The 22,125-nt window shown below is 72.0% G+C and carries 15 protein-coding genes and 1 pseudogene; 8 read left to right on the forward strand and 8 right to left on the reverse strand.

Annotated elements, in window-relative coordinates; genetic code table 11:
• Positions 1–739: 739 nt before the first annotated feature.
• Together ACTMTB_RS20965 and wecB are read left to right on the forward strand one after the other, a co-directional pair.
• Complete coding sequence (locus ACTMTB_RS20965) at positions 740–1,939, forward strand: glycosyltransferase family 4 protein (RefSeq protein WP_441147984.1); 1,200 nt, start codon at positions 740–742, stop codon at positions 1,937–1,939.
• A gap of 138 nt (positions 1,940–2,077) precedes the next feature.
• Positions 2,078–3,199, forward strand: coding sequence for a non-hydrolyzing UDP-N-acetylglucosamine 2-epimerase (gene wecB, locus ACTMTB_RS20970; protein WP_441147985.1), 1,122 nt, complete (start codon positions 2,078–2,080; stop codon positions 3,197–3,199).
• 67 nt (positions 3,200–3,266) lie between these two features.
• Here wecB and ACTMTB_RS20975 read toward each other — a convergent pair.
• From ACTMTB_RS20975 to ACTMTB_RS20990, 4 genes and pseudogenes are all read right to left on the reverse strand, one after another.
• Positions 3,267–3,745 (reverse strand): annotated as a pseudogene (locus ACTMTB_RS20975) (zinc carboxypeptidase); the annotation flags it as partial.
• 98 nt (positions 3,746–3,843) lie between these two features.
• Positions 3,844–4,743, reverse strand: a complete 900-nt coding sequence (locus ACTMTB_RS20980; RefSeq protein WP_441147986.1) for a dTDP-4-dehydrorhamnose reductase family protein — start codon at positions 4,741–4,743, stop codon at positions 3,844–3,846.
• A gap of 8 nt (positions 4,744–4,751) precedes the next feature.
• Complete coding sequence (locus ACTMTB_RS20985) at positions 4,752–6,020, reverse strand: glycosyltransferase family 4 protein (RefSeq protein WP_441147987.1); 1,269 nt, start codon at positions 6,018–6,020, stop codon at positions 4,752–4,754.
• A 46-nt stretch (positions 6,021–6,066) separates the two neighbouring features.
• On the reverse strand, positions 6,067–7,116 hold the full coding sequence (locus ACTMTB_RS20990) for a polysaccharide biosynthesis protein (protein ID WP_154938435.1): 1,050 nt from the start codon (positions 7,114–7,116) through the stop codon (positions 6,067–6,069).
• Positions 7,117–7,990: 874 nt separating this feature from the next.
• On the opposite strand from ACTMTB_RS20990, the gene ACTMTB_RS20995 reads away from it, so the two are divergent.
• From ACTMTB_RS20995 to ACTMTB_RS21010, 4 genes are all read left to right on the forward strand, one after another.
• Positions 7,991–9,427 carry a hypothetical protein gene (locus ACTMTB_RS20995; protein WP_441147988.1) on the forward strand — a complete coding sequence of 479 codons (1,437 nt, stop codon included), beginning with the start codon at positions 7,991–7,993 and terminating at the stop codon, positions 9,425–9,427.
• Between the two features lie 117 nt (positions 9,428–9,544).
• A complete protein-coding gene (locus tag ACTMTB_RS21000; protein ID WP_441147989.1) occupies positions 9,545–10,297 on the forward strand; it encodes a sugar transferase in 753 nt (250 codons plus the stop codon).
• The gene (locus ACTMTB_RS21005; RefSeq protein WP_441147990.1) at positions 10,294–11,211 is read left to right on the forward strand and encodes an NAD-dependent epimerase/dehydratase family protein; all 918 of its coding nucleotides are present in this window, start codon (positions 10,294–10,296) and stop codon (positions 11,209–11,211) included. Before ACTMTB_RS21000 ends, ACTMTB_RS21005 begins: the two co-directional genes overlap by 4 nt.
• A 231-nt stretch (positions 11,212–11,442) precedes the next feature.
• Positions 11,443–11,781, forward strand: coding sequence for a DUF389 domain-containing protein (locus tag ACTMTB_RS21010; protein ID WP_441147991.1), 339 nt, complete (start codon positions 11,443–11,445; stop codon positions 11,779–11,781).
• A 437-nt stretch (positions 11,782–12,218) separates the two neighbouring features.
• Here the strand turns inward: ACTMTB_RS21010 and ACTMTB_RS21015 are convergent, their stop codons facing one another.
• On the reverse strand, positions 12,219–14,348 hold the full coding sequence (locus ACTMTB_RS21015) for an acyltransferase family protein (protein ID WP_441147992.1): 2,130 nt from the start codon (positions 14,346–14,348) through the stop codon (positions 12,219–12,221).
• 281 nt (positions 14,349–14,629) lie between these two features.
• Between ACTMTB_RS21015 and ACTMTB_RS21020 the strand changes: the two genes are divergently transcribed.
• Positions 14,630–15,601: a DUF389 domain-containing protein gene (locus ACTMTB_RS21020; RefSeq protein WP_441147993.1), complete on the forward strand. Its 972-nt coding sequence runs from the start codon at positions 14,630–14,632 to the stop codon at positions 15,599–15,601.
• Here ACTMTB_RS21020 and ACTMTB_RS21025 read toward each other — a convergent pair.
• Together ACTMTB_RS21025 and ACTMTB_RS21030 are read right to left on the reverse strand one after the other, a co-directional pair.
• Entirely contained in the window at positions 15,564–15,998 is a 435-nt protein-coding gene (locus tag ACTMTB_RS21025; RefSeq protein WP_441147994.1) for a hypothetical protein, read from the reverse strand. The genes ACTMTB_RS21020 and ACTMTB_RS21025 overlap by 38 nt on opposite strands.
• A gap of 551 nt (positions 15,999–16,549) precedes the next feature.
• Complete coding sequence (locus ACTMTB_RS21030) at positions 16,550–19,093, reverse strand: Tex family protein (RefSeq protein WP_441147995.1); 2,544 nt, start codon at positions 19,091–19,093, stop codon at positions 16,550–16,552.
• Positions 19,094–19,196: 103 nt separating this feature from the next.
• On the opposite strand from ACTMTB_RS21030, the gene ACTMTB_RS21035 reads away from it, so the two are divergent.
• Positions 19,197–20,708, forward strand: coding sequence for a deoxyguanosinetriphosphate triphosphohydrolase family protein (locus ACTMTB_RS21035; RefSeq protein WP_441147996.1), 1,512 nt, complete (start codon positions 19,197–19,199; stop codon positions 20,706–20,708).
• A 49-nt stretch (positions 20,709–20,757) separates the two neighbouring features.
• Here the strand turns inward: ACTMTB_RS21035 and ACTMTB_RS21040 are convergent, their stop codons facing one another.
• Positions 20,758–21,903, reverse strand: coding sequence for an MBL fold metallo-hydrolase (locus ACTMTB_RS21040; RefSeq protein WP_280837453.1), 1,146 nt, complete (start codon positions 21,901–21,903; stop codon positions 20,758–20,760).
• Between the last annotated feature and the right edge of the window lie 222 nt (positions 21,904–22,125).

Here is a 22,125-nt window from a genome sequence, read left to right on the forward strand (position 1 = left end):
CAGCCTGATCCGGTCGAGAATGTTCAGACGGCTCCGACGAGCCCAGCTCCCGATCCCTGGTCACCATCGTGACCTCGACCGCTGGCGACACGACGTCGAGCAACTGGGCGATGGATCGGGCTGGCCCCCCGGCGCGAAATCCCGGCTCGAAGAAGTCACCCGTCAGCAGCACACGAATCGGCCGGAAGGGTGCCGGTGGATGGGTGTTTTCCCCGGGACGTGCCGTGGGTCGCCCCTGATGGACCGTCACGGCGAATCCCCTGGGCCGAGAATATGGTTCGAAGCTGAGCGCGTGTTGCCGCCAAGGGGGGCGTCGGACAATTCAGCCACGCTGGACTAACGCTGAAGAGTTCGAGTCGGTGACGCCGGAACTGCTCGGTCGGAGTGTCGGCGCTCAGCCGGAGCGCCACCGCTCGCCAGGCCCGAGGAGGAGGCGATCAACGAGTTGCGGGTGAACGAGGGGAGCTTTCGCGGTACCCACGGGCGTCGCTGACGCGTGTCGGTGTGGCGGTGCCGAGTGCTGACCAAAGACTACTTCTGGGTTTCTGAATGGCGCTCTGTTTCCTGCCGTCGGAAGCGCCGGTCACGATTACCGCGGTTTGTCGCGGTGATCCGTGACCTCCACGCGCGGAAACGGGTTTGTATGACGGGCGGACCCGGTGTCCAACCGGGCCGACCCCCAGCAGGCTCTTCGGGTCGGTGTTCGAGGTGATCGCATGCGTACGAAGGCGAGGTCGGTGTGAGCGGAGACCGCGGGTTGCTGTCGATCGACATCGACCAGATGTCGGACGGGACGCCGGTGACCTACCGCGTGCTGGCCACCAGCCGGGCCTTCCAGCCGGGCTACCGCGGCGGAGGTCCGGTCCGGTCCCTGGAGAAGATCCTGGACAGCTGTCCGGCGCACGTCGAGGTCATGCTCGTCACGCGCGACCGGGACCTGGGCACGTCCGACCCGTACCCCGGCCTCTCCGGGCGGTGGGTACGCAGCCGGGGGGCGCTGGTCCACTATCTGCGGGTCAGTGACGTCCGCAACTGGGTGCGCCTGGCCCGGCAGTTGCGGGCCCGCCGGATCGACCTGCTCTACGTCAACAGCCTGTGGTCGCTCTTCTCGCAGGTGCCGGTGCTCGCAGCCGCCGTGGGGCTGCTGCCGGTGCGCAGCATCCTCCTCGCGCCCCGGGGTGAACTCTCGCCGGGCGCGCTGCGCCTCAAGGCCGGCAAGAAGCGGCTCTTCCTGCTGTTCTGGGCGCCTCTGCTCAAGCGGCTGCGGGTCCGTTGGCAGGCCTGCAGCGATCTGGAGGCACGGCACATCGCCGCGCGGTTCCCCTGGGCCCGGATCATCGTGCACGGCCAGCAGACGTCCCTGCCCGACGACGCGAGGCCGCCGCAGGACCGTCCCGACGGGCCGCTGCGCCTGGTCTTCATCAGCCGGATCTCGCCGATGAAGAACCTCGACCTGGCACTCGCCGGCCTGCACAAGGTGACCCGGCCGGTGAACTTCGACATCTTCGGCCCACTCGAGGATCAGGCCTACTGGGCGCGCTGCCAGCGGCTGATGGCCGGCATGCCGGTGAACGTCACGGTCCGCTACCGCGGATCGCTGCCGCCCGAGCAGGTGATCCGTACCTTCGGCGAGTACGACGCCTTCCTGCTGCCGACCCGGGGCGAGAACTTCGGTCACGTCATCCTGGAGAGCCTGGCGGCGTCCTGCCCGCTGATCTGCTCTGGCGAGACCCCGTGGAACGATCTGATCGAGGCCGGCGGCGGCGCTGTCGTGCGGCCCCTCACCGCCGACGCGGTCGCCGCCGGAGTGGAACGCTTCGCCGCCCTCTCGCCGACGGACCGCCGGCGGGCCAGGGACCGCGCCGCGGAGGCCTTCGGGGCCTGGCGCGGCCAGCAGCGCTTCACCAACCTCTTCGAAGAGGTACGCCTGCTGGGCTGACCGCGCCGCCGGGTCACCTCGGATCCGCCGCCACATCCACCATTTCGATCGGTGACGTTTCTCGTCGACTCCACGATTCGTTGTGTTTACGGGCGCACGGTGCGTCGGACACCGGTCGCCGGTCGGAAGGGACGTGAGATGACGCGGGTTGTGACGGTGGTAGGGACGCGACCGGAGATCATCCGGCTATCCCGGGTCATTGACCGGCTGGACCGCACGGTCGACCAGGTGCTCGTCCACACGGGGCAGAACTGGGATCCGGCGCTGTCCGACGTGTTCTTCCGCGAGCTACGGATGCGCGAACCCGACCGGTTCCTCAACGTCGACACCACGTCGCTGGGCCGGATGCTGGGCGGGGTGCTCGCCGGTGTCGAGGACGTCATCCGGGAGGTCCGGCCGGACGCGATGCTGATCCTCGGCGACACGAACAGTTCCATCGCCGCCCTCATCGGCCGGCGGATGCGGGTGCCGGTCTACCACATGGAGGCCGGCAACCGGTGCTTCGACCTGAACGTGCCGGAGGAGACCAACCGACGCCTCGTCGACCACGTCTCGGACTTCAACCTGGTCTACACCGAACACGCCCGGCGCAACCTGCTGGCCGAGGGGCTGCACCCCCGCCGCATCCTGCACACCGGGTCACCGATGCGTGAAGTGCTGGATCACTACCGCGCCGACATCAACGCCTCGACCGTGCTCCGGCAGCTGGAACTCGACCCGGGCGGCTACTTCCTGGTGAGCGCCCACCGCGAGGAGAACGTGGACCAGCCGGAGCGGCTGCGCCAGCTGCTCGGCTGCCTGCGGGCGGTACGCGACGAGTGGGACCTGCCGGTGATGGTGTCCACCCACCCGCGCACCCGCAAACGGCTTGAGGCGCTCGCCCCCGACCCCAGCGACCTCGACGGCCTGGCCTTCCACGAACCATTCGGCCTCTTCGACTACATCCAGCTCCAGCGCAACGCCCGCTGCACGCTCTCGGACAGCGGCACCATCAGCGAGGAGGCGGCGATCGTGGGCTTCCCCGCGGTGACGCTGCGGGAGTCCATCGAGCGTCCCGAGGCATTGGACGTCGGCAGCGTCATCATGACCGGACTGGATCCGACCGGCGTGTCGGAGGCCGTCCGGGTCACGGTTGACCAGAGCCGGGAAGGCGTCCCGTGCCCCGCCGACTACCAGGTGCGCGACACCTCCCGCCGGGTCGTCGACTTCATGCTGTCCACCGTCCGCCGGCACCACGGGTGGGCCGGCATCCGGCGGTGAGGCCGGCCCCGGGACCGGTCAGGACCGGTCTCGGGCCGACCCGGCTCACGGTCGGGAGCGGCTGGCCGAGGTGCGCCGGCGCCCGGGCGACCAGGTCGTCCCGGGCGGCCGGGGCCAGTCCCACCAGGCCGAAGCCGAGGTACACGGTGTCGTCGGTGACCACCGCCGCGCCCTCGGAAAACGCCTGCTGGCTGTGGGCTCAGTCGTTGGCGCCGGGCGCCGGGCGCGGAGCCGGGCGGCCGCCGGGCCACCGTCCAGCCGCCCAGGTCCGGCGTCTCGAACGAAGATCTCGGCGGTGAACACCTTCCAGCCGCTCGAGGAACCGGTGGCCGTGTTCCAATGCCGGTGCTGCCGATCGAGGGGCAGTCGGCGGCCTGGTAGTGGGCGAGGAACGGGGTGCAACTCGGCCCAGCCACCGGCGCAGCTGTCCCCGGTCTCCGTACCGGTGAGGCCGCCGGCGTCCGGCAGCGTGGTCCAGGCGTCGCTGCCCGCCTCGTGCGTCTCGACGATGAGGAAGTCCCAGTTCTCCTCGATGTCGTACGTGGTACCCGAGTGCCTGACCTGGCCGCCGGGCCCGCCGCCACCCGGGCGGACACACTCGTTCGGCCGGGCGACCACCCGGCTGGACGAGTGTCCGAGGTCGGTCAGCTGGCCGGAGCCAGACTTGCCAGGCGTCCCGCCGGCAAGTTCCACCGCGACATCGCCTCGTGCAATTGGCTGATCATCTCCGGCCAGGCGGGCGGGCGGTACCCCGTGGCGGCGAAGAGCGCGTCGGCCGACAGGGATCGGTCGCAGCGGAAGCCGTCCTCGGGCAGGATCCGTCCCGTCCAGCCGTAGGTGCGGGCGACGAGCCGGAGCAGGTCGTACTTGGACACGGGCGCGGCCGCGAGGTGGTAGAGCCCCTGAAGATCCTCGCGCGGCAGCACGACCGTCCTGAGGAAGTGGGCGAACTCGGTGGTGGTGACCCCGGTGTAGATCGCCTTGGTGTAGCCCTGGACGTCGGTCGTCTGGGACAGGAACCAGTCCACGAGTGACCGGTTGCTGGTCAGCTCGTGGCCGATGATGGACGTCCGAAGCGTGAGGGTTGGGGGAGCGGTCTCCCCGAGCAGCTTGGACCGACCGTAAAGGTCCGGGGGATCGGGAATGTCCGTCTCCATGTAGTTGCCACGGTCGCCGGAAAAGACACAATCGGTGCTCACGCTGACCAGGCGGACACCGCGCGTCCCGCACTCGTGGGCCAGGATCTGGGGAAGGAGCGCGTTGATCGTGACCGTGCGGACGGCGTCGTGCACATCGGACCGTTGCTTGATCACACCGACGCCGTTGACCACCAGGTCGGGTCGGACGTCGTCCAGCAGGCGACAGACGCGGTCGGTGTCGAGAGCGTCGACGCCGGGCGTGATGCGACGTGCGAGGTGCGGCGGGAAGAAGCGTGACAGGTCGTCAGCGGAGCGGGCCGAGCCGAACACGTCCAGCTCACCGCCGCGGTCCAGTTCTCGCAGCAACGTGTGCCCCAGCATTCCGGTGGCGCCGAGGACGAGCACCCGCTGACTCATGCCATCTCCTGTCCCCGCCCGCGTGGCACCCTGCCGGTGTGCCGGGCCGCGCAGGCGACGGCCACGTCCGCGAGCAGCTGCGAGCTGACGGATTCGCTCATGTGTTCGAGGTAGTAGGCGCGGCCGGCCTGCCCCATGGCTCGCCGGCGGTCTGCGGAGGCGGCGTGCGCCTGTCGGAGCGCCGCGGCCAGTCCGGCCGGATCGCCCGGCGGGCAGGTGAGGCCCGCACCGGCCTCGTCGACCACCCTCGACGCGTCACCCGGTACGCAGGCCACCACCGGCTGCCCGCAGGCGAAGATCGACTGGATCTTGCTCGGCATGGTGATCCTGAACAGCGGTTCGTCCGCCAGGGACACCAGCTGGATGTCGGCCGAGGCCATCAGGCCGGCCATCCGCTCCGGTGGCTGCGCCGGCAGGAAGTGCACGGTACGCAGGCGGAGCCGGTCGGCCAGCGACTGCAGCGCGCGCTTCTCGATGCCGTCACCGACCAACACGAGGTGGACGTCCGATAGATCGTCGAGGCGTGCCAGGGCTTCGATCGCGACGTCGAGTCGCTGGGCCATGCCGTGATTGCCGCCGTACATCACGACGAACTCGTCGGTGAGGCCCAACTGCCGGCGCAGCTCCCCGTCGGGCTCCGTCGGGTGCATGACCTTCTCGTCGACCCAGTTGTAGACGACGGAGACCCGGTCCGGGGCCACTCCCCGGGCGACGATCGCATCGCGTTGGCCCGGAGACGTGACGGTGACGTGGTCCGCGCGCCGGTACGTCTGGTTGGTGAACCAGCTGAGGGCGTTCTCCGCGACCCGCCGGCTCACGCCCCCGGTCAGGAACCCGGACGCGAAGACCGAGTCGGGCCAGAGGTCCATCACCATGGCCACGTAGGGCGTCCGCCACCGGAGCCGGGCGGTCATGGCCGCCGTCGCGGCTGTGGCCGGGCCGGAATAGACCAGCGCCACGTCGGCGCCCCGGAGCGCCTTCGCGCCGAGGGCCGAGGACGAGGCGGCGTAGCTGAGGTAGTTCGCGGCCCGGCCCGCCGCCGAGTGGTTGTGGCTGGGGTAGAGCGGGGTCCGGACAACGCGCAGGCCGTGCTCCGTTCCGGTCGTCCGACGCCAGGCCCGATATCCCGGCTTGAGCTTGCCGTCGGGATAGTTCGGCATGCCGGTCAGGACGTCCACCTCGAATCCCCGCCGGTGCAGGGAGTGGGCGATGCTCAGCGGGACGGGGGTGGGCTCGGGTGGGAACCACTGGGTGATGAGTGTCACCCGGCAGGCCGCCTCCGACTGGACGTGTTGGCCGCGCACGCTGCCGTCAGGCCCTTCCCGCGCCAGCGAGGTCCATGACCTCGGTCAGCCGGGCACGCACCTCCGGGAGCGTGTCCAGCAACCTCATGACGTCAGTGACGTCGAGGCGCTCGGCGTTGTGCGAGGTGTAGTCCCACGGGTGGTGCCGGCGGGGGTCTCCCTCCTCAAAGTACAGCGAGTAGTTGAGGTCCCGACTGTCCACCGGTACGCGGAGGAACTGCCCGAGGTCTTCCGCCCTGGCCAACTCCTCCTGACTGGCCAGCGTCTCGTGCAGTTTCTCGCCGTGCCGGATGCCCAGCACCTCGATCTTGGCGGGGACCTCGAACAGGTTGCACATGGCGGTGGCGAGGTCGCCGATCGTGCAGGCGCGGGCCTTCTTGATGAAGATGTCGCCGCTGCGCCCGTGCTGGAACGCGTGCTCGACGAGTTCCACGGACTCCGGCAGTGACATCAGGAAGCGCGTCATTTCCGGATCGGTGACCGTCAAGGGCACGCCGTTGCCGATCTGGTCGAGAAAGAGCGGAATGACCGAGCCCCGCGAACACATGACGTTGCCGTACCGGACGATGCAGATGCGGGTGCGGGCACCGGGATTGTTCCGCGTGTGCGCCTGGGCGACCTTCTCCATCAGGCCCTTGCTCATGCCCATGGCGTTCACGGGGTAGACCGCCTTGTCGGTGCTCAGGAATACCACGGCCTCGACGCCGTTCTGCACCGCCGCGTCCGCGACGTTCGCGCTGCCCAGGATGTTCGTCCGGACGGCTTCGAGCGGGAAGAACTCGCAGGAGGGGACCTGCTTCAGCGCCGCGGCGTGAAACACGAACTGGACCCCGCGGCTCGCCTTCGACACGGTATCGAGGTCGCGCACGTCACCCACGTAGTACCGGACGCGGTCGTCCCGGAGCCGGAGCCGCATGGCGTCCTGCTTGGACTCGTCCCGGCTGAGTACGCGGACCTCTGCCGCCCCGGTGGACAGCAGCCGGTCGACCATCGTCTGACCGAATGAGCCGGTCCCGCCGGTGATCAAGAATCGTCCGTTCGCTAGCGAAGGCGTCACCCTTTGTCCTTTCGTCTTCGACCTCCGGCCGGAGCCGGGTCGGGCCGGTCTCGCCAAAGGCTGACGTTAGCCCAGAATCGGACTCTATCCCCTTAAAGCGACAAAATAGGTTTTTCGACGTAAGGCGGGACCTGCGCCCCGAAGCATCGGCGGCGTCCGGCGGGTCCCGCCCCCCGGCGGCCGGCCCGAGTGCGACCCGCCCGACGACCGGGCCTCGGAAACGACGCGCGGGTGCGGTAGGAGCCGGCGCGGAGCGGCTGAACGTCGGAGGCGACGCACGGGGTCGCCCGCCCGGAGTTCGGGCCACCCGATCGGGGTCCCGTCGTCGGCCGCGACCTCTGGTCGACCTGACCGCTGGCGCTGGCCCGACCGCCGGTCGCGTCACGAGATCGCCGCCGTCGTGACCTCAGGTCGGACGCGCAGTCGGCGGACCGCCGCGTCGTTCCGGCGGCCTGCCTGGTCAACGACGAGCGGTGCACCCGGTGACGACGGCCCGCGTACGGTCACCGGCGGGGCGCCTCCCGGGTGGTGACGGCCGTAACCAACCCGCGACGCTCCCGTTGAGCCCGGTGTTCCGGCCCGGTCGGAGGTGACTCCTCGCCGACGTCGCACCCGAGCTGGTCGCGACCGCGCCGGTTCTCCGGTCGCGACCGGAAGGCCGTTGCTCGCTCGTCGGTGCGCTCACCTGTGCATCCGCTCCGGCCGGCAGTTGCGCAGCGCTCAGGAGGTAGTCGTCATGGGGGATCGCCGGCCGGATGAACCGCGTCCACTCGAGCCGCGAGGGCGGCCCCTCGTCGGAGCACCCGGGGGCGGCCCGGTCGGGTCGGTCGAGCCCGAGGCGCGAACTCGGTTCGCCGAGCGGCGGTACGCGCAGGTGCTGGCCGGTCTGGGCTGGCTCTGCCTGGGGTGCGTTCCGCTCGTCCTCGACTCCCTGACCGCGATCGAGGATCGGCGTTACCACGGCACCATGGTCTTCGCCGTCCTCGCCCTGTTCTTCGGGATCTGGGTCTTCTGGCGGGATGGCGGGCCGAGGATCACTGTCGTCGGCACCTACAACCTCGGCTTCGCGCTGTTCGTCGGCTTCGCCGCCGCCTACCACGCCGTCCGGGACACGTCACCGGAGCTTCCGCTCTTCCGCGCGGTGACCCTCTGCTACTTCGTCCACGTTCTGACCTGGCTGCTGTTCTGGAGCGCGCCGTCCGCCAGGCCGGCCACGAGCCCGGTCCTGCGGGTCGACCCGGCCGTCTCCCGGTGGGCCGTCCGGTGGGGTCTGACCCTGCTGACCCTGGCGGTCCTCCTTCAGCTGTCGCTGCCGGAGCAGTACAAGCACATTCTCATCAACGCGGCGGGATTCGTCGGTGTCGTGCTGTTGAGCGTCGGATTGCTGCGTACCCCGCTGCGCAAGCCGCCGCTGGTGTACGGCCTCGTGCCGGTCGCCGGCTTCGCCGTCTACTGCACCTTTCTCTTCGACGGTTTCGGTCGGATCGTCGTGGGTTCGCTCGGTCTTGCCCTGGCAGCCGTCCTGATCGACCGGAGCGGTCGCGGACGGCACGTCAAGGTCGCGATCCTCGCCCTGACGCCGATCGCGATCCTGGTGCTGGCGCGGATCCGCGCCGCGGCCCCGGTCGAGTCGGTGGTGGACAACGCCAATCGGGACATCGACGGCCTCTACTCGGTGGTGTGGCCGTTGCGCGACTTCGCTCAGCTCCTCAGCATGAACGACCTCGGTCTGCTGCCGCGGGCATGGGGCGGGACGTTCTACGCCGCGGCCGTCTTCCTGGTGCCGAGGGCCGTCTGGCCGGACAAGCCGCTGGGACTCGGCGCCGAGTTGGTGCCGTTCCTGTCTCCCGAGATGGTCGGAACCAACCAGTCCGACGCGGCGCTCTTCTTCGGCGAGTGGCTGTTCAACTTTGGCGTCGGCGGTCTGGCGCTGATGATCCCGGCGGCCGGTCTGGCTATCCAGTACCTCGACCGGCTCGCCCGACGGATCACGTCGGTGCCGCTGATGACGCCCCGGACGGTGCTGGCGTACGTGACCGGGATCGTCCTCACCGTGGGGCTCTTCGACGTCATCTGGGTCGGCGCCGCCACCTTCGCCGGACGTACCGGGTGCCGCCTGCTGGTGCTCGCCGCGCTGCTCCTGATCATCCCCAAGGGCGCTGCGGCGCAGCGGACGACCGCGGTGCCGCACCGGCCCGGCGGCGCCGGGGTCCACGCCGAGCGGCTGCTCCCGGCCGCTGCGGGCACGTCGTCCTCCGCGCCTGGCCGCCAGGACCCGGCGGTGGGCCGACCCCCGCACGGAGGCGGATGACCGCGCGCCCGGCCGGCCACCGGGACGGTCGGAGAGTGCGGGAGCGCCGGGACATGAAGGGCCGTCTTGTTCCACTTTGTGGCCTTTCGCGGCTTTTCATGCTGATAGGACTGTTGTATGGCTAAAGGCATTCTCGAAGAACCGGTGGGGCGCGTCCTGGCTCACCCCCCTGCCGCCGCCGACCAGGCCCGTTCCGGCGCCTTGGCGGGGCGGCCGTACGACCGCTGGAAGCGGTTGATCGACATCGTCGGTGCGATCGTCGTGCTGATCCTCGCCGCGCCGGTGATGGCCGTCGTGGCCGGCGCGATCCTGCTCGTCCTGGGCCGTCCGGTGCTGTTCCGGCACACCCGGCCCGGTCGCGACGGCAGGCTGTTCGAGCTGGTCAAGTTCCGCACCATGCACCCCGTCGACCCGGCGCGCGGACTGGTGTCGGACGCCGACCGGCTCAACCCGCTGGGTCGGTGGTTGCGTGCCACCAGCCTGGACGAGCTTCCCGAGTTCTGGAACGTGCTCCGTGGTGAGATGAGCATCGTCGGGCCGCGACCCCATCTCGTCCGCTACCTCACCCTGTACAGCCCGCGACAGGCGCGGCGGCACGAGGTGCGACCCGGCATCACCGGGCTCGCCCAGGTGCGCGGCCGCAACGCCCTCGACTGGCAGCACAAGTTCGAGTACGACGTCGAGTACGTCGACCGGCGATCGTTCTGGTTGGACGTGCGGATCCTCGCCGCGACGGTGCGGGTGGTGCTCAGGCGGGACGGCATCTCGGCGCCGGGCGCCGCCACCTGGCACGAGTTCACCGGCAACGCGGAGCCCGACCCCGGCTTGCTGCGGCCCGCCGGAGAGTCCGTCCGTCCCGGCGCTCGATGAGCCGGGTACTGCTCTTCGGCGCCAGCGGCTTCCTGGGCCGGCACATCCACGGTGCGCTCGCGTCGCATTCCATGGTCCTGGCGCCGGATCGATGGGAGTGCGACCTGGTCGGCATCGAACTGTCGGCGCTGGTCGCCCTGCTCCGCCGGGAGAAACCGGACGCGGTGGTGACCGCAGCGGGTCGGATCAGCGGCTCCGGGTACGACTTCGTGCAGGCGCACGTGGCCACCACCGCCAAACTGATCGAGGCGGTGGCTGCCGGTGCGCCCCAGGCCCGGCTGGTCCGGATCGGTTCCGCGGCGGAGTACGGCGCCGTACCGCACGGGAGCGCCGTGACGGAGGACCATCCCGCCAGCCCGGTGGGCGAGTACGGACTGAGCCATCTCACCGCCACCCGGCTGGCGCAGCTCGCCGGGGAGTCGGCCCGGGTGGACACGGTGGTCCTGCGGGTGTTCAACCCGGTCGGTCCGGGCATGCCGGCCGGCAACGTGCTCGGCCGGGCGGCGACGCTGATCAGGACGGCGCTGGCCCGGGGGGAGGAGCGGGTGTCACTCGGCCTGCTCAGCACCTACCGGGACTTCGTCGACGTACGGGACGTGGCGGACGCGGTGCTGGCCGCGATCCGCAGCGGGCCGCTCGCCGAGCGGATCTTCAATGTCGGCAGCGGGCGGGCGGTGGCCACCCGGGAGGCGATCGGCCGGCTGGCCGAGGTCGCGGGCTTCAGGGGAGAGGTAGGCGACGGCTCGTTGGCGCCCGACGCCGGTCGGTCGGCCGCCGTTCCCTGGATGTGCGCCGACATCGGGCGCAGCGCCCGTGCGTTGGGCTGGGCCCCGCGACACACCTTGACCGCCTCGCTGATGGCGCTCTGGCAGGAGACGGCCGCTGGCCGGCCGACGCCGGAGCTCGTGCCGTAGATCCGTGGAACCGCAGTGGACGTGCAGCGCTCCTGACTGGAGTCGGTACAGTGCTGCGGCCAGCGACAGGCACACGTCGACCGCGTGGTGCGCGAGAGCGCCGACCGGGTGCTGCACGGGCTCGAGGAGGTGTCGAGGCCCGCGGCGGCATCGCCGCCGACGACGTCGAACTGACCGTGTCGGCGGCGTGAAGAGGCGGCCCAGGACGCTCCGGACCACGGCGAGGACGCCGTGGTCTGGCACGAGATCGCGGCCAAGACCGGCGAGCAGATCGTGCTCACCGGGACCTGCCTGGTGCTGATCGTGGTCGCCACGATGATCGCCGGCATCGGGGTGCTGCTCGACCAGCCCATCCTGATCGTCGGCGCGATGGTGGTCGGACCCGAGGTCGGTCCCCTCGCGGCGTTCTGCGTGGCGCTGCTGCGGCGCACCCCGCACCGGATCCTCCGCTCGGTGCAGCCGCTGGTGGTGGGGTTCCTGACGGTCATGGTCGCCACCGTGCTGAGCACCTGGGCGCTCACCGCCGCCGACCTGGTCAACCGGGAGATGCTGCAGGACGAGCGGCGCTGACCGACTTCATCTGGCGGTCGGACGCGCTCTCCTGGGGGTTCGGCCTGCTCGCCGGCGTGGCCGGGATGCTCTCGCTGACGTCGAAGAAGTCCGGCTCGCTGGTCGGCGTGCTGATCTCGGTTACCACCGTCCCGGCCGCCGGCCGGTTCGGCCCTCCAGCTGGTGATCAACCTTTGCGCGATCGTCCTGGCCGGTCTGGCCACCCTGGCCGTGCAGCAGTTCTGGTGGTGGCGGGTGGGGCGCCAGGTGATCCCTCGCCGGGCCGCCGCTGCCCGGCGACTCACTCCCGGTCGTTTCCGGCCTCCAGTCGGCGGGTGAGCAGGGCCCGCAGCGGCACAGACTCGCCGTCCCTGCCGCTCGCGCTTACGATCAGCGGCGCCTGGGACGGTGCGGTCGCCCCCGGGCCACGTGGTGGCGTGGGGCGGGGGTGTGAGGCTTCAGCTTCCGCCCGTCCGTACGGTGGCCAGGGCGTTGTCGAGCCGGGGCGCGAGCGTCCGGGCGTAGGTGGCGGTGAGATGGTTGGTGTCCCGATAGACGAGTACGCCGCCGATGACCGGCGCGCAGCGGTCGGTGGGACAGATCGCGTCGTTGAGATTGACCAGGTGGATTCCCGGCTGTCCCTCGGCGGCCCGCTCCTGCGCGATGCCACCCCCGGCAGCCAGCACCTCGTCACGTTGCGGGGCGCACCGAGTGAGCCGGTTCGGGTTGGCGGAGACGCACTCGACCGGGTCCCGACGGTGGTACGGCGGGTCCCGGAGCACCACCACCGGCACTCCGATCCCGGTCATCTCCCGCCAGGTGTTCCGTAGCCCGTCGGCCAGGATGTCGTGCGCATCCCGGGTCACCAACTCGCCGTCGCGCACTGTCAGGTAATGGGAGTTGCCCACCAGCAGCAGGTCGGGCGGGTCGGCGCGCAGTTGGCCGCGGACCCGCTGGTTCCATTCGGTGCAACTGGTGTACGGCTGGCCGTCCAGCGCCACCTCCATCGCGAGGAACGGGCACGAGGGCTTGGTGTGCGTCACCACCCGCCACCTCCGCTGCACCGCGACCGCCTCCAGCGCCGGCAGCCACTGCGCGGCGTGGGAGTCGCCGGCGAGCACGACGGTGTAGGAGGCGTCCTTGACCCCGTACACACAGATCAGTGGCTCGCTGCTGTTCTGCTGGACCTGACAGTTGGTGCGGCTCGTGGCCGGGACGTCCTTCGCGGCGACCAGCGGGTCGGGGGTGATCGAGTCGACCCGGTCGACCGGTCTCCCGGCCTGATCACCCCGGGGCGACTTGCTCAGGACGGCGGCTCCCGGCGGTCCGGCCGGGGCGGGGGCGCCCGCCGACGCGCTGCTCCCACCCGGTGGCGGCACCGCAGACGCGGACACCGGCGGTCGGGCCGGCGACCAGACGGTCAGCTGGAAGAGCAGGCCGGCGACCACCGCCGTGCCCGTGCAGAGGCCGCCGATCCCCAGCGCCTGCGCCGGCTGCCAGTGCAACGTCTGCGATCGGCGGATGGGGTTCTCGACGAAGTGGTAGGTGAGGACCGCCGGGACCGCGGAGAGCGCGACCACCGCCAGGCGCGCGGACGCGCTCAGCTCGCCGAACCGGTAGTCGGCGACGATCAGCAGCGGCCAGTGCCACAGGTAGAGCGAATACGACAGTGCGCCGACGCCGCGCATCGGTGGCAGGCTGAGCAGCCCGGCCGGCCCGGCCCGCCCGGCGGCCACCGCGAAGGCGATCACCACCGCTGTGCCGGCGGTGGGCAGCAGGGCGACGTACCCGGGGAAGGCCGACGCGGAGTCCAGCAGGAAGGCCGAGGCGACCACGGTGACCAACCCGGACCAGGCGAGCACGACGGCGAGCGGACGGGGGGTGCGGTGCAGTCGGGCACCGACGATGGCCACCGCGCCGCCCAGGGCGAGCTCCCAGATCCGGGTGGTGGTCACGAAGTACGCCGGTGCCCGATCGGCCGACGTCAGGAATACCGACCAGGCGAAGGACGGCAGGGCCACCACGGCGAACCCGACCATCAGCACGCCGCGGCGTAGCCGTCGCCGGCCACCGAGAACGGCCAACCCGAGCAGCAGCAGCGGCCAGATCAGGTAGAACTGCTCCTCGACGCTGAGCGACCAGTAGTGCTGCACGACGCTGGGTGCCTGGTCGACGAACATGTAGTCCACCGACTGCTCGGCGAGCCGCCAGTTCATCACGTACAGCGCGCTGCTCACCACGTCCCACGCGGTGTTGGAGAAGCGCACCTTCGGCAGGAACAGGTACGTGAGCAGCAGGGTGACCACGAGCACCAGGCCGGCGGCCGGCAGCAGCCGCTTCGCCCGTCGGGCGTAGAAGCCCACCAGCGAGATCCGTCCGGTGCGGTCGAGTTCCTCGACGAGCAGGCCGGTGATCAGGAAGCCTGAGATCACGAAGAAGACGTCCACGCCGACGAAGCCGCCGGGGATGAACTGGCTTCCGGCGTGGCCGACCAGTACCAGCAGGACCGCCAGGGCGCGCAGTCCCTCGATGTCGCCCCGGAAGGATGCCCGTGGTGCGGCCTTCGGCCTGCTTCGTGTCTGGGTCATTGTCACGTCCTGCGCTAGAAATCCGGTTAGCGTCCCGTTAGGGGTTATATCCCACAAACGGACGTTCGTCCGGTTTTCGCGGTCTTGCGCCGTGTCGCCGTGTCGTCGGAGTTCGGCCGTCCGCCGCTCCCGCGGGCGGCGAGCGGCGCTGGACCGGTGTCCGTCCGGCCTGGACCGTGAGGGCCGACATCTCGAAGGTGCGCCGTGGCGACGGGCCCCGGCGCGGGCGGTAGGGTTCTCCGGGCCGCGCCGGGCGGTTCGTGCCTCGAGGGGAGCGATTCTTGCTGCACTTGAGGATCATCGCGCCGGCCGACCGGTCGTCCCAGGTGGCCGACCTGCTCGCCGACAACCCGGGGGTGGCGCACCTGGCCGTGATCCCCGGCGCGGCCCGGCAGCCGCCCGGCGACCTGGTCCTCTGCGACGTGGTCCGGGAGAGCGCCGACCGGGTGCTGCACCAGTTGCAGGAGCTGGGGGTCGAGGCGCACGGCGGGATCTCCGCCGACGACGTCGAGCTGACCCTGTCCCGGGCCGCGAAGCAGGCCGCCCGGGACGCCCCCGGTCACGGCGAGGACGCGGTCGTCTGGGACGAGATCGCCGCCAAGACCGGCGAGCAGACCGACCTGACCGGGACGTACCTGGCGCTGATCATCGTCGCCACGATGATCGCCGGAGTGGGCGTGCTGCTGGACCAGCCGATCCTGATCGTCGGCGCGATGGTGGTCGGCCCCGAGTTCGGCCCTCTCGCCGCGCTCTGCGTCGCGCTGCTGCGCCGCAAGCCCCGCACCATCGTCCGCTCGGTGCAGGCGCTGACGGTGGGCTTCCTCGTCGCCATGGTGGCCACCGTGCTGAGCACCTGGGCGCTCACCGCCGTCGACCTGGTCAACCGGGAGATGCTGCTCGCCGAGCGGCCGCTGACCGACTTCATCTGGCGGCCCGACGCGCTCTCCTGGGTCGTCGGCATCCTCGCCGGGATCGCCGGGATGCTCTCGCTCACCTCGAAGAAGTCCGGCTCGCTGGTCGGGGTGCTGATCTCGGTCACCACCGTGCCGGCCGCCGCGAACGTCGCCGTCGCCGCCGCGTACGGGGTGTGGCACGAGGCGGCCGGGTCGGCGCTCCAACTCGTGATCAACATTTGTGCGATCGTGCTCGCCGGGCTGGCCACCCTCGCCGTGCAGCAGCTGTGGTGGTGGCGGGTGGGCCGGCGCGCCGGCCGGGTCACCGCCAGTCGTCCCCAGCCTCCAGTCGGCGGGTGAGCAGCGTCCGCAGCGGGATCGACTCGCCGTCCCGGCCGCCCCGGCCGAGCACCAGCGGCGCCGGATCGGGCTCGGGGTCGACGCCGAAGAGCCGGCCGCGCAGGCTGGGCGGCACGCTGAGCAGGTGGAACCGGCCCGCCGTGTCCACCGCCCGGGTTCCGGCGCGGTCGACGTACCAGCCGGTCAGCCGGGTCCGGTAGCGACCGCGACCGTCGTGCCCGCGGGCGACCAACGGCGTGGTGCGCAGGCCGCGCCGGGTCGCCTCGGCGGCGAACCACGCGACCAGCTCAGCGGCCTCCGCGTGCTCGGCCGCCCGCTGCCGATCGGCGGCCGCCGCGTGCGCCCGCACCGCCCGCTGCTGCCGCTCCCGCCACTGGAGGCCGTCGTCCGCACCCATGCCGCGACGGTACGCCCACCACCCCGGGCCTCCGCCCCGGGCGCGCCCTGCCTGCTCGACCGGGTCGGTCCTGCCCGGTCGCCCGGTCCGGCCCCGCCCAGCTCCCGGTCCGGTGCTGCCTGGTCGCCTGGGCGGGTCCTGCCTGGTCGCCCCAGTTGGTCCTGCCGCCTCGTCCGGCCGGGCGGGGGAGGCAGGCGGTGAGCCGTTCGACCGCCGCCGCAGCTGGTCGGGCCACGGCACTCTCGGCTGGCGGGTTACGGAGAGTCAGGTCGTTCACGGGATGGACCGTGGTGAGCGATATGCCTGTGAGTCATAAATATGCCTCACAGGCATATCGCTCGATAGTCACACGCCGGCCCCGCCCGACACGCGCGGTCGACATGCCGCAAAGCACTGGCCGGCGGTGCCTGCCCAAGGAGGTGCCAGGCAGGCACCGCCGAGCGGCCCCGGTGGAGACAACGGACCCTGCGCACCGGCATCGCGTGATCGCCCTCCTGCGCACCGGCATCGGGTGATCGCCGCGCGGGCGGGACCACGCGATACCGCCGGGGTCAGGCCAGGCCGGCCCGCCGCAGCGCCTCGGCCATCGCGTCGTTCACCGGGGCGGAGGCAGAGCCGCCACGGCCCTGCCGCTGCTGCGGCCCGCCGCGCCCGCCGTCCCGCTCCCCGCGCTGCCCGCCTTCGCCGCCGCCACGTCCGCCGGTGCCGCCACGTCCGCCGGTGCCGCCACGTCCGCCGGTGCCGCCACGCCCGTCAGCGCCCCGCGGGTCGGAGCCGCCGCGCGCGTCGGATCCCCCGCGCTGCCCGCGGGTGTCGGAACCGGTCCGCCCACCATGGTCGCCGCGCGCCCCGCCACGCTCCCGGCGCCCGCCCTCGGCCGAGGCCGACGGGCGACCGGCGCTGCCGGCGGTGTCCTCGTCCAGCCGGAGGGTGAGCGAGATCCGCTTTCGGGGCACGTCCACGTCCAGCACCTTGACCCGGACCACGTCGCCGGACTTGACCACGTCCCGCGGGTCCTTGACGAAGGTGTGGGACATCGCCGACACGTGCACCAGGCCGTCCTGGTGGACGCCGACGTCGACGAACGCGCCGAACGCCGCGACGTTGGTGACCACGCCTTCCAGCAGCATCCCCGGGGTCAGGTCGCTGATCTTCTCCACCCCCTCGGCGAAGGTGGCGGTGCGGAACTCCGGCCGCGGGTCGCGGCCCGGCTTCTCCAGCTCGGCGAGGATGTCGGTGACGGTGGGCAGGCCGAACGTCTCGTCGACGAAGTCGGTGGCCCGCAGCCCGCGCAGGATCGCCGACTTCCCGATCAGCGAGCGCAGGTCCTGCCCGGTGCTGGCGAGGATCCGCCGCACCACCGGGTACGCCTCGGGGTGCACGCTGGAGGAGTCCAGCGGATCGTCGCCGCCGGGGATGCGCAGGAAGCCGGCGCACTGCTCGAACGCCTTCGGGCCGAGCCGGGGCACCTTCTTCAGCTCCGCTCGGGACCGGAACGGGCCGTTGGCGTCGCGGTGCAGCACGATGTTCTCCGCCAGGCCGGCGCCGATGCCGGAGACCCGGGTCAGCAGCGGTGCGGAGGCGGTGTTGACATCCACCCCGACCGCGTTGACGCAGTCCTCGACCACCGCGTCCAGCGAACGGGAGAGCTTCACCTCGGACAGGTCGTGCTGGTACTGCCCGACGCCGATCGAGCGCGGGTCGATCTTGACCAGCTCGGCGAGCGGGTCCTGGAGGCGGCGGGCGATGGAGACCGCGCCGCGCAGCGACACGTCGAGCCCGGGCAGCTCCTGGGAGGCGTACGCGGAGGCGGAGTAGACCGACGCGCCGGCCTCGGAGACCACCACCTTGGTGAGGTTGAGCTGCGGGTACCGCTTGATCAGGTCACCGGCGAGCTTGTCGGTCTCCCGGCTGGCGGTGCCGTTGCCGATGGCGACCAGCTCGACGCCGTGCGCCCCGGCGAGCTTCGCCAGGGTCTCGATCGAGGCGTCCCACTGCCGGCGCGGCTCGTGCGGGTAGATGGTGTCGGTGGCGACCACCTTGCCGGTGGCGTCGACCACCGCGACCTTGACGCCGGTGCGCAGGCCCGGGTCCAGGCCCATCGTCGCGCGGGTCCCGGCGGGCGCGGCGAGCAGCAGGTCACGCAGGTTGGTGGCGAAGACCCGGACGGCCTCCTCCTCCGCCGCCTGCCACAGCCGCATCCGCAGGTCCGCGCCGAGGTGGATGAGGATCCGGGTACGCCAGGCCCAGCGCACCGTGTCGGCGAGCCACTTGTCGGCGGGCCGCCCCTGGTCGCTGATCCCGAACCGGCCGGCGATGGCCGCCTCGTACCGGGTCGGGCCGGTGACCACGGCGTCGGTGTCGCCCTCGGCCTCCGGGTCCATCGTCAGGTCGAGCACGCCCTCCTTCTCGCCCCGGAACATCGCCAGGATCCGGTGCGAGGGCAGCCTGGGGTACGGCTCGGCGAAGTCGAAGTAGTCGGCGAACTTGGCGCCGGCGGTCTCCTGGCCGTCGCGTACCCGGGAGACCAGCCGGCCCCGCGACCACATCTGCTCGCGCAGGGTGCCGATCAGGTCGGCGTCCTCGCCGAAGCGCTCGATCAGGATGGCCCGGGCGCCCTCCAGCGCGGCGGCGGCGTCGGCCACGCCCCGGTCGACGTCGACGAAGCCGGCCGCCGTCTCGCGCGGGTCCCGCGCGGGGTCGGCGAGCAGGGTGTCGGCGAGCGGCTCCAGCCCGGCCTCGCGGGCGATCTGCGCCTTGGTCCGCCGCTTGGGCTTGTACGGCAGGTAGATGTCCTCCAGGCGGGACTTCGAGTCGGCCGCCATGATCTGCGCTTCCAGGGCCTCGTCGAGCTTGCCCTGGCCGCGGATCGACTCCAGCACGGCGGCCCGCCGCTCGTCCAGCTCACGCAGGTACCGCAGCCGCTCCTCGAGGGTGCGCAGCTGCGCGTCGTCGAGCAGGCCGGTGGCCTCCTTGCGGTAGCGGGCGATGAACGGCACGGTGGCGCCGCCGTCGAGCAGCTCCACGGCCGCCCGCACCTGACGCTCCGCGACGCCGAGCTCGTCGGCGATCCGCTGATGAACTGACTGGGTCACGATCTTGATCCGCCTTCGCTGTGGGTTCCGTGCTGCATTCTGCCGCCCGCCCCCGACGGCGCTCGCCACACCCGCCGGACGCGCCTGCGCTAGCGTTGCGATCATGGAACAACCAGCGGATCCGCGGGCCCGCCGGCTCTTCGGCGGCAGCGCCCGGGCGCTCGGCGACCTGGCCGCCAGTCCGTTCCGGGCCGACCGGGACCGGATCGTCGGCTCGCCGTTCTTCGCCCGGCTCAACGGCGTCACCCAGGTGGTCAGCCCGGGTGGGTCCGGCCTGCTGGTGCACAACCGGCTCACCCACAGCCTCAAGGTCGCCCAGGTGGCCCGGGCGATCGCCGAGCGGCTCACCGCCGATCCGGCGCACCGTCGGCTCCTCGACGAACTCGGCGGCCTCGACCCGGACGTGGTCGAGGCCGCCGCGCTCGCCCACGACCTCGGCCACCCGCCGTTCGGCCACCTGGGGGAGCGGGTGCTGGACCGGCTGGCCCGGCAGCGGCTCGGCCTGCCGGACGGTTTCGAGGGCAACGCGCAGTCGTACCGGATCGTCACCAGCACCGAGATCCGGGGCGCGGCCACCACCGGGCTCGACCTCACCGCCGCGGTCCGCGCGGCCCTGCTGAAGTACCCGTGGACCCGGCTGGACCATCCGGACCCGCACCCGCGGCACCTCACCCCGGCGCCCCGGGGCGCGGCCGCCCCGCCCGACGACCCGGAGAGCGGGTCGGCGAAGTTCGGCGCGTACCGGACCGAGCTGGCCGACCTGCGGCAGGCCCGGGAGCCGTTCGCCGGCCGGATCGCCGACTGGCAGCAGACCGTCGAGGCCTCGGTGATGGACACCGCCGACGACATCGCGTACGCGATCCACGACGTGGAGGACTTCTACCGGGTGGGGGTGCTCCAGCAGGGGGCGGTCGCCGCCGAGCTGATGGCCTGGCAGCGGGAGGGCGGTCACCTGCGCGCGGTCACCGACGCGGCGCTGACCGGCGCGGCCCGCCGGCCCGGCTCGGCGATCGAGCGGCTGCGCCGCCAGCTGCACCGCAAGGACGGCTGGATCGCCGACGACGACGCGTTCTCCGCCGCCGTCGAGCACGTCCGGCAGGAACTGGTCGAGGGCCTGCTGGCCATGCCCTTCGACGGCTCGATCGAGGCCGAGCAGTACGTGGCCCGCTTCTCCGCCCGCTGGACCACCCGCTTCGTGGACGCGATCACCGTGGTCCGCCGGCCGTCGGTGCGCTCCGGACACGTGCTGCTCGCCCCGGCCCAGTGGCACGAGGTGCAGGTGCTCAAGTTCGTCCACCACCGGTTCGTGCTGGCCCGCCCCGACCTGGCCCTGCACCAGCGGGGTCAGGCCCGGCTGTTGGGCACGCTGGTCGAGGCGCTGTGGGAGTGGCTGCTCGACCCCGAGGAGGAGTCCCGGCTGCCGCGCCGGCTGCACGACCTGGTCGAGCTGGCCGAGGCGGAACTGCACCCGCGTACGGCGGACCGGATCGGCCGGGCCCGCGGCCGGGCCATCGTCGACTTCGTCGCCCAGCTCACCGACGGCCAGGCGGTCGCCATGCTGGACGCCCTCTCCGGCCGCTCCGGCGCCCTCTGGACCGACGCCTTCGTCCTTTGAGCGCCCGGCCAGGGCGACGGCCGGTGGGCCGGCACCGGCGGCGGGTACGTCAGGCGACCGCCTGCCACCAGCCGTCCACCGGCGGCGGGTCGTCGACCACCACCCGCTCGCCGGGGCGGGGCACCGCCAGCCGCACGTCGCGCGCCTTCGCCTCGGCCCAGAGCCGGTCCACCGGCTCGGACCAGTCGTGCAGGGCCAGGTTGAACGTCGCCCAGTGCACCGGGAGGAAGAGCCCGCCGCGCAGGTCGAGGTGGGCCGAGACGGCCTCCTCGGGAAACATGTGGATGGCCGGCCACGCCCGGTCGTACGCGCCGATCTGCATCAGGGTGACGTCGAACGGCCCGTGCTCCGCGCCGATCTCGGCGTACCCGTCGAAGTAGCCGGAGTCGCCGGTGTAGAAGACCTTGCGGTGCGCGCCGGCGACCACCCAGGAACTCCAGAGGGTGCCGTCGCGGCGCAGCCCCCGGCCGGAGAAGTGCTGGGCGGCGGTGGCGATGATCTCGAGCCCACCCACCCGGTGCCGCTCCGACCAGTCCAGCTCGACGATCCGTTCCGCCGGCACGCCCCACCGGTCGAGGTGGGCGCCGACCCCCAGCGGCACCAGGAACGGCGCGGACTGTCGCCGGGTCAACTCCTGCACGGTGGCCATGTCGAGGTGGTCGTAGTGGTCGTGGGAGATCAGGATGGCGTCGACCGGGGGCAGGTCGGCCAGGCGTACCGGGGGCTGGTGCAGCCGCCTCGGCCCGACCGCGGCGGACGGCGAGCAGCGGTCGCTCCACACCGGGTCGATCAGGACCTTCCGCCCCTCGATCTCGATCAGCGCCGAGGCGTGGCCGTACCAGACGATGTTGAGTTCGCGCTCGACGTCGGTCGCGGGCGGGGGCGTCGGGGGCAGCAGCGGGACCGGGGCGGTGGGGCGCCGGCGTTGCTTGCCGAAGATCAGCTCCCAGACCAGGTTCCGACCCGGGTCACCGGTGGTCATCGTCCGGGTGGCGGCCCGGTTGTGGAAGGTGCCGTCGCGGAACTGGGGGGAGCGGGCGGCCCGTTCCGCCCGGGCCCCGGTCAGCCGCCCGCCCAGCGCCGCCGGCACGTCCCGCGCCGCCCAGGCCAGGCCGGCCACCGCGGCCAGCCCCGTCATCCGCCACAGCCGCCCGCCGAGTGCCCGGTCGAGTTCCCGGTCCGCTGGTGCCCGCATCGCCACGTCCCCTCCGCCGTCTCCCGAGTACACGGTAGCCACCGCGTCACCCCCGCGCCGGACCGCCGCCGCACCCACACCCCACCCGCGCACTTTCCAAGAACGCGTCCCCACGTCGCCCGGCACGCCCCGCATCGCCCCACGCACTTTCAGAGAAGGCGTGGCTATTCCGCGCGCCATAGCCACGCCTTCTCTGAAAGCGCGGCCAGAAGATGGCGCGGT

Source organism: Micromonospora sp. L32 (genome assembly GCF_052068055.1).
GTDB lineage: Bacteria > Actinomycetota > Actinomycetes > Mycobacteriales > Micromonosporaceae > Micromonospora > Micromonospora purpureochromogenes.